The following is a 16840-nucleotide window of genomic DNA, read 5'->3' on the forward strand; positions in this document are numbered from 1 at the left end:
CTATTCAAAGACTTATCTTTTTTCCCATGTATCAAAAGTACAAGTCCAAGTATATTGCCACATATTTTTATTTAACTGTTTTAGATGCGTGGTCTCCTTTTTCACATGATATTGATTACCTAAATTCAGATTTGGAAAGCGATTTTCCTTTTGTTCTAAAGTGATAGAAACATCACCCTTTTCTATATCCCATTCTAAAGCTTGGACATAAAAATTATCGGGTAAACAAATACCAGTAGCCTTTCCTCTGCTTAAAAAGTAAGGGACCGTCTTTAAGATCGTGACACTATCCTCATGTTCCGAATAAATTAGGCAATCATGAATTACTTTCGGCAAAGAACCATTCGCATCTACATTAAATATATTTTTATCTCGATAATGGGCAGTTGCCAATGAATCCATAAATGCGTTTTCCAACACCAGTGCTTCTAAAGATTCTGTTACTTCTTTTGTTTGCTCTAAACTAATCGCACACATTGCTGCGTGTATTCTCCCATGGGAAGATGTTGTATCGCCTTCTATATTATTTAACCAAGAATCCATTCGTTTTCTAAAAGCTATTTTTGCAGATTCCCATAATTCCGGTGTATCTTGATTTATCTCTTTTGTTTGGAAAAGCGGATACAAATTGGAAAAATGACGATGATTATCATTTTCTACTGTTCTTGGATCTAGCCATTCCGCTATACCACCATCCTCTAACAAACGATAAGGTGGGATTTGTTTATAAAATTGCTTATAAATCTTTGCCACTTCTTCACCCAAGCAGGTTTTCGCCTCAATATAGTACTTTAACACACTCTTAACAATCGCAATATCCATTGTTGTATTGTCTCCCATTCCATTTTCAGCTGAATAGCTTGGGGACAAGCGAAGTTTTCCTTCTTTACACTGTGCAAAGTCTAAATAAAATGCCAGCACTTCTTCATAAAAAGGGATGCATTCATGTTTCAAAAAAGCTGCATCTTTTGTATAATGCCAATATTCATGATAAAAATAAGCGAGCCAACCGGCTCCTGATATCCAAAAAATGAGCGGCCATTCTTCATTCCAATGTACATGTTTTGCTGTAGTACTGGCATGTGCAGGTACCAAAAATCCATGACATCCATAGTAGGATTGCGCATTTTCTCTAAAATCTGGATAATACTTTTTTAATCGTTCAAAAAAGCTGCGATATTCTGCAAAATAGCCACTGCTTGCTAATGATGAAATAGCCAGCTGGACATTTGTATCAAATGTATAATCACCACTCCAAGCAGGATGTAAGGTTCCCGACCAGATTCCCTGCAATGTCGGAATTCCATTTGCCATTGATTGAATGATATATCGTGATGCTTGATAAAAAAGCTGCATAAATACTGGTGTTATTTGTTTTCTAGTTCTCATTTCTGAAAGAACTTCTTCAAGATAAATAGTTCCTTGTTCATCCGTTAATAAAAGTTTGACAGCATTAAATTTTTTTGAAAAACTTTTTTTGTGTTCAATAACTGCCTTTTCATAACAACGGACTTGTCTTTCCTCTCTGTTTTTTTCAACGCATTGGATTGTAAAATAAATGGTGGTAGAATCATGAAACATCAGGCTATCTCTTTTAGAGATGATTCTCCCATCAGTGGAATCGATAGACCAGATTACATCATAGCCAGTTTGATCTTGATATCTATGTTCCCATTTTAACTTGCCATTCGCTGCGACAGTTATCTTCTCTTCCATTTTTATTTCTTTCCAATTAACCGGAATAATGCTTCCAGTTAACGGTTTTTCACTTTTAATTTTACCAAAAATACAATTTTCCTTTTTGGAGGCAAATAAGGTTTCTTCTACCTTGCCTCCTATTGAAGAATCATAAGTTACTTGAATCATTCCATTTTGAAAATCAGTGATCCTCTGATAATTTTCTATTGATGCTTGTTTTATCTCTATAAGGAACCTAGCAGCTGGTATAAAAGGATCACTCATCGTTAAACCCTTATAGCCTTGTTCTTGGGCTCTCTCATAAAAATATCTAATTCCTTCCCTATAGCCTTGCATATCTATAATGGAGCGAAGTTCTTCCAGATAGGGAGCTAAATATGGTAGCTTTTGCATTTGATTACCTTTTAGAAATAGGTCTTGAACTGTAAAATCCAAATAAGTTATCTGTGGATTTCCATATAGTGCCAGCCCAATCTTTCCATTTCCAATTAATAGGCCATCTTCCCAACGATCAGCTATGGTACGATTAATTAATTTTGTCATCATTAACTATCCCCTATCTTTAAAGTAAGCTATTTCGATGATCTATAATGAACCAGATATTTTTTTACACAGCTTTGGTTCTGTCTCCCAGTAGGTCGCCAATACTTCTGCACCTACGGGATGAATAGTATCACTAAGCATTCTGCAGCCGCTTGATTGATCATTTGCAATATGCACCTTATAGTTTTTTTGATAAAGAATCAATCCTTTCACACTCATGATTGCGCTTACATATTTTAATAATAACAATTATGCTATTAAAAATAGCTGTAAATATTAGTTATAAAAATAGAAAAATTAGTGGTTTCTACGATCGATTAAAATAAAAAAAGAAGGAAACCAATGGTTTCCTTCTTTTTGCCGCATTTGCCGCTTTGATGTATGGAGTTTCAAAACCTGCTCCACCAGGTGGGTGTTCGCAAAAGCTCTCATCATATGTCCTAATGACAAATGGCATTAGGCCTGCTGATCCTGCTTTAATATAGAACTCCCTAATTATCGATAAAGGTTGAAACTTCATACGATAACGTACAACGCAGCTTCTATGTTTTTATCATACATGATTATGGAAAGAAAAGCAAATGGAAAATAAAGTATATCCTCTGATTTCCCTGCCTGTTTACGCGCGTGAAACGTAACTTGCTTCAGATGTATTAATGATTAAACGATCACCTTGGTTAACGAAGAAAGGAACTTGAACAGTTAGCCCTGTCTCCATTACAGCTGGTTTAGTACCCCCAGAAGCAGTATCCCCTTTAATACCTGGTTCTGTTTCGGTAACTTCTAATTCAACTGTATTTGGTAATTCTACCCCTAATGTTTCTGATTGGTACATCATAATATGGACTTCCATATTTTCTTTTAAGAATTTTAATTCATATTCAATAACAGCCTCAGGAAGTTCAATTTGGTCATAAGATTCAACATCCATGAATACATGCTGGTCACCATTTGCATATAAATATTGCATTTTACGGTTATCAATTTGTGCTTTCGCCACTTTTTCCCCAGCTCTAAAAGTTTTTTCTTGAACAGCACCTGTACGTAAATTCTTTAATTTGGAACGAACAAAAGCTGCACCCTTACCAGGTTTAACGTGTTGGAAATCCAGTACGCGCCAAATTCCTCCGTCTACCTCAATTGTTAAACCTGTTTTAAAATCGTTTACTGATATCATGCAGTAATCCTCCTATAAAATAATCAATTCTTTCGTTGAATGGGTTAAAGCTTCATTATGATCTTCGGTTATAATTGTATCATCTTCAATACGCACTCCACCTAGACCTGGAATATAAATTCCTGGTTCTACTGTTACTACCATACCTGGTTCTAATGGAGCACTATTTCGGAAGGACAGGTTCGGTCCTTCATGTACTTCTAACCCTATTCCATGTCCGGTTGTATGTCCAAAATACTCTCCATATCCTTTTTCAGTTATGTAATCACGCGTAAGTGCATCTGCTTCGACACCAGTCATACCTGGTTTAATGCCTTCCATACCCTTAAGTTGAGCTTTTAAAACAATATCATAGATTTCTTTTAATTTCTCATCTGGGTTACCGACAGCGATCGTTCTCGTAATATCAGATACATATCCATTATAATACGCACCATAATCTAATGTAATGAAATCACCAGCTTCAATCACTTTATCGGATGCTACACCATGCGGCAATGCAGATCTTTTTCCTGATGCAACAATAGTATCAAAGGAAGATGAAGTGGCGCCTAATTTTCTCATAAAAAACTCTAATTCATTCGAAACTTCCAATTCTGTTTTCCCGACCTTGATGAAATCAAGAATATGGGTGAAAGCAGCGTCAGCAATCTTAGCAGCTTCCTTTAATATCTTAATCTCTTCATTTGTCTTAATCAAGCGTAACTTTTCAATAATTCCTGAAACAGGCACTAATTCACCTTTTACTACTGTTTCTAACTCCTTATACTGAGTAAAAGTCGTATAATCTTGTTCGAATGCCAATTTCTTGATTCCTAATTTCTCTGCTTGAGTAGCAACCTCTTGCAAAATTGCTCCTTTATGCTGGACGATTTCAAAACCAATACATTGATTCCCAGCTTGCTCTACATAACGAAAATCTGTAATGAATAACGCTTTTTCGCCACTGATTAAGACTGCTCCAGCAGAACCTGTAAAATTGCTTACATAGCGTCTATTATAGGTACTTGTTATTAAAATACCTTCTGCCCCAACTTCTGTCAGCGCTTCTCTTATTCTTTTCAGTTTCTCCATTTATAATCCTCTCCCTTAGTTTATACACTTTCTAGAGGCTCACAGTTCAGCCTTCCCTATTCTAGACAAGGTAAAAATCTGAATGATGAAAAAAGTACACTCATGTTAATTAGTTTAACATAAATACAGGTAGAATACAGGCAAAATTGCATGTAAACAGAGATTTTAGTTACCCTAACTAGCTGATCCAAAAAACATCTTAAAAAACTGAAAAAATCAGAGTTCGTTTGCCCTTTTCAATATTCTATAGGTTTAATCCCCTTCGTTCCCTGTCATATTCGTAACTGCTTTTTTGTCTTTATATTTTTTCAACTGAATTTCACTTTCTTCATAAGAGATTGAAGTTCCCACAAATACCCCATATAAAACGTATAAACAAACTGACGAAATGATTGTATCTCTTTTTAATTCCAAAAAAGGTGCCATACTTGGAAAAAGGGGATTTAAAATAACAAAAACACAAACAAACAAAGCAATACCGTACCCCATGCCAATGTAAATGGTTTTAAATTTTCTTAATATTAAATAATAGGCAAAGGCTGCTCCAGTGGAGAAAAAACCTATGGCAATGAAGCTTATGATCGTTCCAAGCCATCCATATTTCCAGCTCCCAATCGCCCAAGGTTCTAAAATAAAATTAGGGCGTAATTCGGTAAAATTAAAAATATATCCTATGTAACCGATAAACGTCCAGAATATTCCGCCAAACATTCCTGTCCAAATTACTAATGAAATAAAAGACATTGGTCTTTCTTTTTCATGTGAATCTTGTTGATTACCCATCCTGTCCACCTCCGAATATTAGTATGTCCCATTCCTTTTCTTTCCTTGCAAAATATCTCTTTAACATCTTTTTGAACAAAGTAATATGAAAGAAAGGAATGTCCTGCTAGTGGTTTTTTGAATTTTTTAGTAATATAGTAATAGGGGAATTTACAACCTTCATATTCTTCCCTTTTATAGGAAGCTTGTTGTTTTCACCTAATTTATCCTGAGGTTGGTGTAATTATACATGTCAAGTGAACAAAAACCATTATACGGAGGCCAAGCTGTTGTAGAAGGTGTAATGTTTGGTGGTAAACATCATTATGTCACCGCGATTAGACGAAAAGATCAGTCTGTAGATTACTTTCATCTTCCAAGAACGTATAATGAAAAGCTTACAAGATTAAAAAAAATTCCATTTTTAAGAGGGCTTATTGCCATTATTGAATCGAGTGGAAATGGAACAAAACATTTAAATTTCTCAACAGACAGATTTGATTTAGATCCTTCTGAAGATTATAAATTAGAAGAACAAGAACCTTCTAAATTATCGATGATTTTAGGGGTAGCTGTTCTCGGAGTCCTATCCTTTCTATTCGGAAAATTCATTTTCACGCTTATTCCAACCTTTTTAGCAGCTTTATTTATGCCTATCATTTCTGGTCATGTTGCCCAAATATTGTTAGAAAGCTTGTTTAAACTAATTCTTTTACTTGGATATATTTACTTTGTTTCCCTCACTCCCATTATAAAAAGGGTATTTCAGTATCATGGAGCTGAACATAAAGTAATTAACGCATATGAAAATGGGAAAGACTTGACTGTGCAAAATGTGCAAGCAGCTTCTAGATTACATTATCGCTGTGGATCAAGCTTTATCCTTTTTACCGTAATAGTTGGTTTATTTCTTTATCTATTCTTCTATCCAGAAAATCTATTAGAAAGAGTATTAATCCGAATTGCTTTAATTCCAGTAGTTATCGGGATTTCATTTGAAGTACTTCAAATCACGAATAAATTAAGAGACGTTCCTGTGTTAAAATATCTTGGTTTACCTGGACTATGGCTGCAATTATTAACGACAAAAGAACCAAGTGATGATCAAGTAGAAGTAGCGATACTTTCCTTCAATGAATTAAAAAGACGCGAGGAAGAAACTGAAGCACAATTATCAACAACAAATGATTGAATAAATAGAAGTAATGGGTATTATCTTTAAAAAGGGATTATCCCTTTTTTAATGGGTAATATCCCTACCGATACGAAAAATCTTTTTTCTGAAAACTTTTTCAAGTGAACAATTTAACCTTTTTTGAATAAACTTTTCTTATTAATAGTTTAAAAGTTAGAAAAAATGCTCATCATGCTTTTAGGGAGGTGGCTTTTTTGAAGAACCGATTTTCACTTATTTTATTTGGAAGTATCATTTTCCTTGCTTTCATTGGTCTAACTGTAAATTTAATTAAGAATCCTAGTGGATTTTTTCTAAACATTGTTGTGATGGTTGCTGTCGGTGGCATTATATGGTTCATTTATCGCCATTTAAGTACATCTAGTCCCCAAAAAAGAGAGCAAAAAGCTTTTCTAAAAGCTGCAAAGCAATCAAAGAAAAGGCTACAGACAAAAGACAGATCATCTTCTGGACAACAACAATCAACAAAAACCTCTTCCATAAAAGCAAATAAGCATAAAAGAAGTAAAAGCACTGCTCATTTGACTGTTATTGAAGGCAAGAAGAGCAAAAAGAAGAATCGAGCTTCCTTATAAAGGCTCGATTCTTCTTTTTAACATTCTTATCAATAGCGATACACCTCTTTAAAGAACTATTTAATAAGCCCATGATTTAAAAAATTTCATGGCACAATCTCTCCCTAGTTGTATTAACTTCGCTTGATCCTCTTTCGTAAGCGCAAATTCTGTTGCTAAAACCCCTTCAGTTGGAACAAAGATGATATTTTTCTCATGTTTACGCGAAATATATCTCGAATCATGAGCGTCTTTCATTGTTTCAAACATTGCTGCAAATAAATCTATGGCATTTGTGATTTTATGCTTTGGATGCTCAGTGATATTATGACTTAACTTAATCCCTAATACCGGTCGTGTTTTCAATACATTTTCTTGATCAAATAACCACATTGGAAAATTACTTAATACACCGCCATCGACAACGACATTTTTATTTGCCTTATTGCCGATTATCACTGGTTCAAAAAAATAAGGAAGACTGCAACTCATTCGAATAGCCTTTGCAATGGAAAATGTCTGAGGATTGATACCATATTTCGGTAAATCATCTGGCAGGATCATTAATACGCCATTTGTAATATCTGAAGCGACAAAACGTAATGTTTGATGAGGGATATCCGCAAAAGTTCTTAATCCTTTTGCTGCTAATTTTTCTTCTATCCATTTTTCTAATTCCTCCCCTTTATATAGTCCTAATTTCCAATAGAGAAAGAACCATTTTGCAAGGGGAAAGGGTATGAATAACTTTCTTTCATCTAAAAACGAATTTAAATCCAATTCTTCAAGTAGCTTTGCTATCTCTCTGCTTGTATAGCCTGCAGCAATTAGGGCTGCAATAATGGAACCAGCACTTGTTCCTGCTAGTCTAGCAAACTGAAAGCCACGCTGTTCCACTACCTCATAGGCGCCTACTAATGCCAGCCCCTTAATTCCCCCGCCAGAAAATACCCCGTCTATATACATATAATCACTCCTTTTAAAAGCGGTTAAGACGAAAGATATAGATGGAATCCCTACACCTCCCTACCTCAAATTTAGTATTACAAAGTGAAAAATAGTACAGAAGACAAGTTAAAAGTTAGTGGTTTTATAAGCATCTTTTTAGCTAAATTATAAAATTGCCGTATGCTTGTTAGGCATTTGTATCAAGCAAAATAGCGCTGAGAAACATACACTATTTCGAAAGCAGAAAAATCTAGGCACTTTCCCTTGCAAAAAAGCTAATAAAAAGATGAAGTTTGTTTTAAGGATATGTGTTAAAACAAAAATACAAAGAGGAGGAAATGTTATGCAAAATCAATACATTTATACAAATGACCTACGAAGAATTCGACCTGGCTTTGGAAGACCAGGGTTTGGTTTTGGAAGACCAGGGTTTGGAAGACCAGGATTTGGATTTGGACTAGGATTATTAGGCGGATTTGCAACTGGTGCATTGCTTAGTCCAGCATTTGTTGGAGGATGGGGTTATCCACCATTTGGTTTCGGCTTTGGCGTTCCGCCATTTGGTTTTTATTAAAAACCGGTTGTTCCCTATAGTGTATGTATGGTGAAAACAGTATAAATCATAACTTAATCTAGCAATCATTTGCGAATTTGTTAAAAAGAAGAATTCACTATCGCAATAGAAATAAACCTAAACAATAATATGTAAGTTCCATTACATTATTGTTTAGGTATTTATTCGTGACCAATATACATAGTTCAGAAGTACCTTTACTAAGCTTTCGCTATTTCATATCATGAGATTTCATTTTATCTAATTCTTTTCTTCTTTTTTCGTGAAGATATTTTCTTCCGCCACTCCATTCTGCAAGAAGAAATAAAATTCCTAATAACAGAATAAGGATGTATGCAATAAAACTTTCGATTCGATCTGTTGCCAGCATCCATGTAACAAATCCAATATAAAGTAAAGGTAAAACTGCTCCCCAGTAAATGCTGTTTCTAGTTGAAAAGAAGAACTGAACAGCTAAAATACCAGCAGTAATAAAAACACCATAAAAATCTATATCCATTATTTCTCATTCCTTTCTTTTTTATATTTTTCAATAATTAATTTTGCATCTTCCACACTTATACGATCATCAATTGAGAGGCCCTTGATAAATTTAATAAACTCTTCGTTTTCCAAGACATCATTCATTTTAATTTTATCTATTAAACGATCAAGTTTAAGTCTCACTGTTGGATAGGAAACCTCATAGATTTTGGCAATTTCTTTTAACGATCCTGAAGTTAGAATAAACTTCTTGATAAATTCAAGATCTTCAATTTCTAATGTTAAAATCCAGTTTGGCACATCTTTTATATCCACACAACCTCACTCCTTTCTATTTATCACAAAATTAGTTTAACATATTTTTGAACAAAATAAAACAAAATATTAATTTTATTAAAAACATTTTATATCTACACTTTAATTTTTATGATAATTTAGTTGAGTTTTTTAGAGTTTTATTTAAGAATGAAAGAAGTTATTACTTTAAATCATTACTTTCTCTACCAATAATTGGAGCGGAAGGGGTGAGACTCCTATGGGCTGATAGAAAGTCTGAGACCCTGCAGGAGCGTATGAGACGAAGCGGCTCGGCGCTCGACCCAAGGAAAGCGAACCCCTGTAGCGGAAATAAATACCTTATTAGAAGAGGTCATAAAAAAAGACCATAGGCAAAACCTCAAATTTCAAAGAGTTTGTCTATAGTCTGAGAGACTGTGCATTTCACAGCCTTCTTTTACATGTAATTCAGTTTTGGGATTAATCACATTTTGCATCCCCCTCATCTATCCATCTGAGAAGGATTTGTTTCCCCATTAAATACTGTCACTATAACACCATCTATATTGTTGCCTGATAGCTCATAGTGAAGATTGTCTGGTACATGAATATCCGTAGTTTTTGCGAGTGGATAATAAGAGACATCATATTTTTTCTCATTTAGCGTAATAGAAATGTTTCTTTCTTCTTTTAAATAAGCTAAGTATTCTTCTAAAACTAAATCCTTTTCCGCCATAATTGCACTATGCGGCAATCCAACATAGCGAATGTGCCAAGGTTCATATTGAATTCCAGTAACTTCTGTTTTATCATTGGGATAACGTAATATAAAGCCATATCTCCAAGCGTTATTCTCTAACCATTTACCTTCAGGTGCTGCCTCCATCTTCATTTGTGTAGATCCTACATCAAGTGATAAACCTAAATTATGTTCGCTATAGCCTGCCGGCAAAGCATAGTCTGCCCCCATATCATGATACAGAACATTTTGTTCCTCAAAGTCTCGAAAGCCACTACTGATTAGAAAATGATTAACCCCTTCCTTTTTAGCGGCAGCTATCATCTCTGAGAATTCATGGAGTACCTCCTTAGACAATTTAATTTTATTATCGAACAGCACAAATCCCTGTGTCCATTCTTTATGTCTGAATAACTCGACAACATCTGACTTTATACTCTCTTGATGAACCGGAAATTCTTTATTAATCAGAAGCAAATTTCCTTGAAAGACCATTTCTCTTGAAATCTTTATTTTTCGTAAACCCTCATCGTTAGCACGATTGTCTAAATATCCACTGTTTTTTTGAATCACTATTTTATCTGAAAGAGGAGATTCTTTATAGACAAAGAAAAAAAACACACCTATTAATAATAACAATAAACATCCCCACTTCTTCATTTTAAAATCCTCCTTATTCTTATAAATAATAGAATAGGGGCAACTTTTTAAAAAAAGAGTAGGGTAAAGTTTAAATTTTTCTTAAATTCTTTATAAAATTTCAATTGGAGCATTTTCCTGCGGTAAACGTACTTCAAACACAGTACGTATCAAATTACTTTCAGCTTTTATCGTGCCATTATGCTGCTCCACAATATTCTTTGCAATGAATAAACCAAGGCCTGTGCTATTTTCTTGCTGAGTTCGTGCTTTATCACCTGTATAAAACATATCAAAAAGAAAAGGGTGTTCTTCAGCCGGAATACTATCTCCATAATTCACAATCTGAACAACTACTACATTTTCTTCAACAAAACCATTAATGTCCACATACCGGCCATCATATCCATATCGAATAGCATTAGTTAAAAGATTTTCAAATACACGAGCTAATAACTCTCCATCTCCCCAAATAAGTAAACGGGGGAGAATATTTATTCGGGCAATCAAATCATTTTTTTCGAAAACAGGATATAATTCTTCTTTTAATTGAAGAAGTAAATCACTTATATTAATTTCCTTCTTATCAATTGGCAGCATCCCATAGTTCATTCTAGTAATTTCGAATAATTCATCAATCAATCTTTCCAAACGCTGGGATTTAGTATAAGCAATCGTTAAAAAATGCCTCCGTTGTTCTTTAGTCAACTTCTCATCCTTCAGGATTAAGTCTAAATAACCTAAAATAGAAGTTAAGGGAGTACGCAAATCATGAGCCAAATTTACAACTAACTGTTCCTTACTACTTTCTGAAAAGTCGCCTCTTTGTATGGCATCTTCTAATTTCTCGCTAGCCAGATTAATTGCTTGTCCAATATCTCCAAATTCATCATTTGAGTTGATTATTACTTTATGTTTAAAATTCCCATGAGAAAGATAATGAATTCCATTGGATATATCCTTGAAATAATTTGAATAAGGCTTTGTGAGTATATAAAAAAACAATAAGGACAGGCAGAAAAATAATATAAAGAAGAAGGCAAAATCTCCAATACTTTTGATGAATTGACGAAGTAGTACTAGTGAATCACCATATTGAACCATCGTATGATAGTAAAGTTGTAACACTTTATAAATGAAATAAGTGATGATACCTGTCAGAAACATACTGGCAGCAAATAATGCAGTTATTCTAGCACGAAAACTGCGCATAAATTTAGCCATTGAAAGCATACCCCACTCCCCATACAGTTTTGATAATCTTATTTTTCCGCTTATCTTCTCCAAGCTTCTTCCTCAATGTACGTATATGCACCATTACCGTATTAGCTCCTTCAAAATATGCATCCCCCCATACTTTTTGAAAGATATTTTCAACACTATAAACTTTTTTCGGATGACTGGCTAACAAATGTAATATATCAAACTCTTTCGGTGTCAGTTCAATCGTTTCTCCTTGAAGCAACACAGTACGTTGCTCAAGTGAAATGACTATTTCACCAAATTCCAAGATTGTTTTATTAGTGCTTGCGATTGGATTATTCAGCTTCATAAATCGTCGTAACTGAGCATTTACACGTGCCACTAATTCAATGGGAGTAAATGGCTTTGTCATATAATCATCTGCTCCAATCACTAATCCATGGACTTTATCAAAATCAGAAGTTTTTGCACTCAAAAAAATGATAGGCATATTATATTTTTCCCGAATCAGGCGAGTTACGTCATATCCATCCATTATCGGCATCATTATGTCTAAAATCACTAAATCAATGGACCGAGTCTGGATAGCTAATATTGCATCTTGGCCATTAAGCACTTTCACGCAATTGTAACCTTCTTTTTCTAGATGGATTGCAACCAGATCAGCAATCTCTTCCTCATCATCTGCAATTAAAATCGAAATAGTTTTCATCTGTTTCACTCCTTTAAGAAGTTTCATCGCTTTAATAGCACAACTCCAAGCTTCAAAAATGGTTAGGAGGAATACCGTTTTTCAATATATCCTCTCCGAGTTCTATTCATTACTATAAGCTGTTATACTACTTTTACGCAACTTCTCCTGTCCCTATTTAGTATCACATAAATTCATTCTCAACTTTCAGCTATAAAAAAACCTCTTCATTAATATTAAGAAGAGGTTTTTTGGGAGAATGTTTTCAATTCAGCCATTTTTCTATATCTAAAATTTATTAAAGTCCACATTTTAATTGTGTGTTGCAATTCGTACAAGTATTACAGCCGCCAATTTCTTCGACGACGCCTTGTCTGCATACAGGACAAGTATCGCCTATCTCTGACCCAATCGTTACGTTTGTTGATTGCAATTCATTTATTGTATCAACAAGAACAACATGTGTTTTTTCCTGTTTTTGTAGTAGTATATCTTCGAATGTATTCTCTTCTGCCTTTAATGTTAGCACTTGACTGTCACGTGAACCATCAACATATACCGTACCACCCTTAGCACCGCCACGGTATAATCTCTCATATACTTTCTGAACCTGCTCTACACTATATCCTTTTGGCGCATTTACCGTTTTACTAATAGAGCTGTCAATCCATCGCTGAATGATACATTGTACATCAGCATGAGCCTCAGGTGCCAGATCCATTGCAGCAACGAACCAATTGGGAAGATTATCTGAGTCTGCCTCTGGATGTGCATCTAAATATTCTTGAACAATATCTGCTTTTACTTCGATAAATTTTCCAAGTCTCCCGCTTCGGAAGTAAGAGAAGGAGAAGTATGGCTCTAGACCAGTTGATACCCCAACCATTGTACCTGTGCTTCCGGTTGGTGCAACAGTTAGTAAATGGGAATTACGGATACCATATTGAAGAATATTGTCTCTAATATCCTCAGGCATTTTTTTCATGTAGCCAGTATGAATAAAAGCATTGCGTAATCCCGCTTCTTCCTCTTCTGTTTCTGCTTGTAAGAATGGGAAGCTGCCTTTTTCTTTTGCCAAGTCAATCGATGTTCTGTATGCAGTTGTTGCAATCGTTTCAAATACTCTATCTACTAAGACATTTCCTTCTTCACTGCCATATTCTGTTTCACAGTATATGAGTAAATCATGAAGGCCCATTACTCCAAGTCCAACACGGCGCTCTCCTAGAGCCTGGTTTTTATTTTCTTCCAAGAAGTAAGGTGTGGCATCAATAACATTATCCTGCAATCTTACGCCTACTTCTACTGTTTTCTTAAGCTTCTCAAAATTAACGGTCTTGTTTTCTTTATCTGCCATTTCTGCAAGATTAACAGCAGCAAGGTTACATACACTATATGGTGCCAGCGGCTGCTCACCACATGGGTTTGTCGCGACAACTTTTTGACCGTAGCTAGTTGCGTTTGTCATTTCATTCGCATTATCAATATAGAAGATACCGGGCTCTGCAGAATAAGTTGCACAGATATTAATTAGATTCCATAATTCCTTTGCCTTCATTTTACGATAAATACGAACTCTATTTCCCTTTGCCTCCCACTCTCTTACATCACCAACTTTATGCCATTCTTCATTATAATGTTGCATTTGCTCCTCATCGTAACTTTCTACATCTGGGAAACGAAGTGCATATTCTTCATCCTTTTCCACCGCTTCCATAAATTCATTTGTTAAGCAGACAGAAATATTTGCGCCAGTTAAAAATTCTGTCTGATGAACGGAATATGTCCCGCCGATTGAAAGCTTTTCTTCTGCATCCCTGAAAATTTCCTCGTTAAAACCACCTTGGCCAGGGATATTCTTATAATTTAGAATGCCTCGATACATGGCACGCTCTTTTTCCGTTAATGGCGTAAATTTTAATTTATCTTGTGCATATTTTTTAATGGTTTGATCTTGTGTATTATCGATCAAGAACCGTAAAATGCGGGGATTTTGCATTTTCGAAATAATGAATTCAATAATATCTGGATGCCAGTCAGCTAGCATAATCATTTGAGCGCCACGACGAGATCCACCTTGCTCTACTAAATGGGTTAATTTTGCAATATCATCCAACCAAGAAACAGAACCTGAAGATTTTCCATTAACTCCTTTGGCTAATGTATTCCGCGGTCTTAATGTAGATCCATTTGTTCCTACACCGCCTCCACGACTCATGATTTCCATAACCTGCTTACGATGCTCAGAAATACCTTCTCTTGAATCTGGAACAAAAGGCATTACATAGCAATTAAAATATGTAACATCTGTTCCTGCACCTGCTCCATATAACACACGACCAGCCGGGATGAAGTTCAAATTAACAAGCTCATGGTAAAACTTTTCGAACCATTCTTTTCTTTTCTCTTCCGTCTTTTCTACTGACGCTAGACCAGTTGCATTACGCTTAGCGATTTGCTCATAATATAGCTCCAGTGGTTTTTCAATAACCTCTAAAGAACGAATGACAACACCTGTTTCTGCTTCTTTTCCTTCCAGCACACCACGATAATCTTCTTCTACTAACACTGTTGCCGTGTTTAAGACATGATCAATTTCTTGAATAAATCCTAGTCCTCTTGCGGGAAACTTAGGATCCTCTTTAATAGTTAAAACTACAAAATCACCAGCAGTTAATGTAATTTTCTCTGTATCTTTATACGTATAACGATCAAGCATTACCAGTCGAGAAACGCCTTTATATGTTAGCTTCATATCTGGGGTAATTGGATGGACCTCCGGAAATAAAGCAATATCCTTATTCAGCTTCTCAACATTTAACTTAATACCCTGGCTTAACAATACTGACATGCAGACAACTCCTTCACTCATAAAAAAATGCTAACTAATTGATGAAAAATTTCTATTAAACTTAAATTAAGAAACTTCTATCCATAATCATGGTTAATTGATCCATACATACCTTTCCAAACAGTTGATATCTACCCTTCTCCTTATAGAAGTTTAAGAGTGGGATAAATCCATCAATAGGTGTCTAGTAATGTGATAACCTAAATCTATCACACAAAAACAGCGAAATCAATATATAGTATATAAACAAATGCAAAACATCTATATATTGTATATAGATAGAGTGTTAACCTATTTGTCAAATGATAAAATAAATAGATTCTAAAGAAAAGGAAAGAGAAATTAAGATAACGGGTTATTTAAAAGGATTTTCAACTCTTTTTGCACTTGCAACATACAAAAAAGCATAAGCCATTGGAATAGAGCGATTTATCGATTGATAAAATAGCTCAAATTTTTTTGCATTTATAAGCGAATACTCGTTTTTCACATTAACAATTGTCCACAAAAAAACACGAAATTCCATTAATAAAAGAATTTCGTGTTTAAGGATGTTATCGTCTAAAGTTCCATTCATCGTTTTCATATTTTTCTTTGGCAATTTTTTCAACATATTCTACTTCTTCATCTGATAGTTGATAGTTTTCTAATTGAATTTGTAGCCCTTCTTCAAACCCTTTTTTAAAGGCCTCTTTCGCCATTTCAATAGTAATATTTCTTGTGGTTAACTCATTAATTGCCACTGCTTTGCTCTTAAATGCTTTTTGCATTCTCTCTTTAACACGCTCATTTGGATACTTAAATAAACGGAATAATTTATCCTCATCTAAATCAAGTAAAATGGAACCATGCTGCAAAATTACACCTTGCTGTCTTGTCTGTGCACTTCCAGCAACTTTTCTGCCTTCCACAACTAATTCATACCAGCTAGGAGCATCAAAGCATACTGCGGACCTTGGGCTTTTTAAATTATTTCGCTGCTCTTCTGTTTTCGGCACTGCAAAATAGGCATCCAAATCTAAAAAATGAAAACCTTTTAAAATGCCTTCCGAAATTACACGATATGCTTCTGTAACTGTTTTAGGCATATTAGGATGCTCTTCTGAAACAATAACACTATATGTTAATTCGTGTTCATGCAGTACACCTCTTCCGCCTGTCGGTCTTCTAACAAATCCAAGTCCCAATTCTTTCACTGCGTCTAAATCAATTTCTTTCTCTACCTTCTGAAAATATCCAATAGATAAAGTAGCAGGATTCCAGCCATAAAAACGGATAACCGGCGGAAAAACTCCTTTAGAATGCCATTCTAATAAAGCTTCGTCTAATGCCATATTAAAAGAAGGAGAATGATTGCCTGAATCAATAAATCTCCATGTTTCTTTTACCATGATGAACCCTCTTTTTCTATGTATGATGTATTCCTAAATCCT

At 34.8% G+C, this 16840-nt stretch carries 16 protein-coding genes and 1 other RNA gene; 3 read left to right on the forward strand and 14 right to left on the reverse strand.

Features of this window, described 5'->3' with window-relative positions:
* Positions 1-12: 12 nt before the first annotated feature.
* The 6 genes from NiCM35_RS19645 to NiCM35_RS19670 form a co-directional block, all read right to left on the reverse strand.
* Positions 13-2244 (reverse strand): glycosyl hydrolase family 95 catalytic domain-containing protein, encoded by a 2232-nt coding sequence (locus tag NiCM35_RS19645; protein WP_433780619.1) that lies wholly within the window; start codon positions 2242-2244, stop codon positions 13-15.
* A gap of 39 nt (positions 2245-2283) precedes the next feature.
* On the reverse strand, positions 2284-2460 hold the full coding sequence (locus NiCM35_RS19650; RefSeq protein WP_433780621.1) for a hypothetical protein: 177 nt from the start codon (positions 2458-2460) through the stop codon (positions 2284-2286).
* A gap of 134 nt (positions 2461-2594) precedes the next feature.
* A non-coding RNA gene (gene ssrS / locus NiCM35_RS19655) (6S RNA) lies at positions 2595-2786 on the reverse strand.
* A gap of 74 nt (positions 2787-2860) precedes the next feature.
* Positions 2861-3418: an elongation factor P gene (gene efp, locus NiCM35_RS19660; RefSeq protein ID WP_047941155.1), complete on the reverse strand. Its 558-nt coding sequence runs from the start codon at positions 3416-3418 to the stop codon at positions 2861-2863.
* 12 nt (positions 3419-3430) lie between these two features.
* On the reverse strand, positions 3431-4492 hold the full coding sequence (locus NiCM35_RS19665; RefSeq protein WP_095332811.1) for a M24 family metallopeptidase: 1062 nt from the start codon (positions 4490-4492) through the stop codon (positions 3431-3433).
* A 252-nt stretch (positions 4493-4744) separates the two neighbouring features.
* Entirely contained in the window at positions 4745-5275 is a 531-nt protein-coding gene (locus NiCM35_RS19670; RefSeq protein WP_123257923.1) for a YqhR family membrane protein, read from the reverse strand.
* Between the two features lie 229 nt (positions 5276-5504).
* Between NiCM35_RS19670 and NiCM35_RS19675 the strand changes: the two genes are divergently transcribed.
* Entirely contained in the window at positions 5505-6446 is a 942-nt protein-coding gene (locus tag NiCM35_RS19675) for a DUF1385 domain-containing protein (RefSeq protein ID WP_095332808.1), read from the forward strand.
* 188 nt (positions 6447-6634) lie between these two features.
* The gene (locus NiCM35_RS19680; RefSeq protein ID WP_235850335.1) at positions 6635-7024 is read left to right on the forward strand and encodes an SA1362 family protein; all 390 of its coding nucleotides are present in this window, start codon (positions 6635-6637) and stop codon (positions 7022-7024) included.
* 60 nt (positions 7025-7084) lie between these two features.
* Here NiCM35_RS19680 and NiCM35_RS19685 read toward each other — a convergent pair whose 3' ends face one another.
* Complete coding sequence (locus NiCM35_RS19685; RefSeq protein WP_095332804.1) at positions 7085-7969, reverse strand: patatin-like phospholipase family protein; 885 nt, start codon at positions 7967-7969, stop codon at positions 7085-7087.
* A gap of 325 nt (positions 7970-8294) precedes the next feature.
* Between NiCM35_RS19685 and NiCM35_RS19690 the strand changes: the two genes are divergently transcribed.
* On the forward strand, positions 8295-8525 hold the full coding sequence (locus tag NiCM35_RS19690) for an inner spore coat protein YmaG (RefSeq protein ID WP_433780625.1): 231 nt from the start codon (positions 8295-8297) through the stop codon (positions 8523-8525).
* 211 nt (positions 8526-8736) lie between these two features.
* On the opposite strand, the gene NiCM35_RS19695 is transcribed toward NiCM35_RS19690, so the two are convergent.
* From NiCM35_RS19695 to NiCM35_RS19725, 7 genes are all read right to left on the reverse strand, one after another.
* A complete protein-coding gene (locus tag NiCM35_RS19695; protein ID WP_433780627.1) occupies positions 8737-9024 on the reverse strand; it encodes a hypothetical protein in 288 nt (95 codons plus the stop codon).
* Positions 9024-9323, reverse strand: coding sequence for a DUF2089 family protein (locus NiCM35_RS19700; RefSeq protein ID WP_095332801.1), 300 nt, complete (start codon positions 9321-9323; stop codon positions 9024-9026). Before NiCM35_RS19700 ends, NiCM35_RS19695 begins: the two co-directional genes overlap by 1 nt.
* A 463-nt stretch (positions 9324-9786) precedes the next feature.
* Complete coding sequence (vanY, locus tag NiCM35_RS19705; protein ID WP_433780628.1) at positions 9787-10683, reverse strand: VanY-A/VanY-F/VanY-M family D-Ala-D-Ala carboxypeptidase; 897 nt, start codon at positions 10681-10683, stop codon at positions 9787-9789.
* Positions 10684-10773: 90 nt separating this feature from the next.
* Complete coding sequence (locus tag NiCM35_RS19710; RefSeq protein WP_095332897.1) at positions 10774-11886, reverse strand: HAMP domain-containing sensor histidine kinase; 1113 nt, start codon at positions 11884-11886, stop codon at positions 10774-10776.
* The gene (locus tag NiCM35_RS19715) at positions 11879-12577 is read right to left on the reverse strand and encodes a response regulator transcription factor (protein ID WP_095332797.1); all 699 of its coding nucleotides are present in this window, start codon (positions 12575-12577) and stop codon (positions 11879-11881) included. The genes NiCM35_RS19710 and NiCM35_RS19715 overlap by 8 nt, the downstream gene beginning before the upstream one ends.
* 277 nt (positions 12578-12854) lie before the next feature.
* Positions 12855-15407 (reverse strand): vitamin B12-dependent ribonucleotide reductase, encoded by a 2553-nt coding sequence (locus NiCM35_RS19720; RefSeq protein WP_095332794.1) that lies wholly within the window; start codon positions 15405-15407, stop codon positions 12855-12857.
* Between the two features lie 554 nt (positions 15408-15961).
* Positions 15962-16798, reverse strand: coding sequence for a lipoate--protein ligase family protein (locus NiCM35_RS19725; protein WP_433780631.1), 837 nt, complete (start codon positions 16796-16798; stop codon positions 15962-15964).
* Positions 16799-16840 lie beyond the last annotated feature (42 nt).

It is taken from the genome of Niallia sp. M35 (assembly GCF_050971705.1).
Lineage (GTDB): Bacteria > Bacillota > Bacilli > Bacillales > Cytobacillaceae > Niallia > Niallia circulans_A.

Bases quoted from the DNA above. Each gene is read 5' to 3' on its own strand.
- NiCM35_RS19645 (WP_433780619.1), bottom strand. From the start codon at position 2,244: ATGATGACAAAATTAATTAATCGTACCATAGCTGATCGTTGGGAAGAT.
- NiCM35_RS19650 (WP_433780621.1), bottom strand. From the start codon at position 2,460: ATGAGTGTGAAAGGATTGATTCTTTATCAAAAAAACTATAAGGTGCAT.
- efp (WP_047941155.1), bottom strand. From the start codon at position 3,418: ATGATATCAGTAAACGATTTTAAAACAGGTTTAACAATTGAGGTAGAC.
- NiCM35_RS19665 (WP_095332811.1), bottom strand. From the start codon at position 4,492: ATGGAGAAACTGAAAAGAATAAGAGAAGCGCTGACAGAAGTTGGGGCA.
- NiCM35_RS19670 (WP_123257923.1), bottom strand. From the start codon at position 5,275: ATGGGTAATCAACAAGATTCACATGAAAAAGAAAGACCAATGTCTTTT.
- NiCM35_RS19675 (WP_095332808.1), top strand. From the start codon at position 5,505: ATGTCAAGTGAACAAAAACCATTATACGGAGGCCAAGCTGTTGTAGAA.
- NiCM35_RS19685 (WP_095332804.1), bottom strand. From the start codon at position 7,969: ATGTATATAGACGGGGTATTTTCTGGCGGGGGAATTAAGGGGCTGGCA.
- NiCM35_RS19690 (WP_433780625.1), top strand. From the start codon at position 8,295: ATGCAAAATCAATACATTTATACAAATGACCTACGAAGAATTCGACCT.
- NiCM35_RS19695 (WP_433780627.1), bottom strand. From the start codon at position 9,024: ATGGATATAGATTTTTATGGTGTTTTTATTACTGCTGGTATTTTAGCT.
- vanY (WP_433780628.1), bottom strand. From the start codon at position 10,683: ATGAAGAAGTGGGGATGTTTATTGTTATTATTAATAGGTGTGTTTTTT.
- NiCM35_RS19710 (WP_095332897.1), bottom strand. From the start codon at position 11,886: ATGGCTAAATTTATGCGCAGTTTTCGTGCTAGAATAACTGCATTATTT.
- NiCM35_RS19715 (WP_095332797.1), bottom strand. From the start codon at position 12,577: ATGAAAACTATTTCGATTTTAATTGCAGATGATGAGGAAGAGATTGCT.
- NiCM35_RS19720 (WP_095332794.1), bottom strand. From the start codon at position 15,407: ATGTCAGTATTGTTAAGCCAGGGTATTAAGTTAAATGTTGAGAAGCTG.
- NiCM35_RS19725 (WP_433780631.1), bottom strand. From the start codon at position 16,798: ATGGTAAAAGAAACATGGAGATTTATTGATTCAGGCAATCATTCTCCT.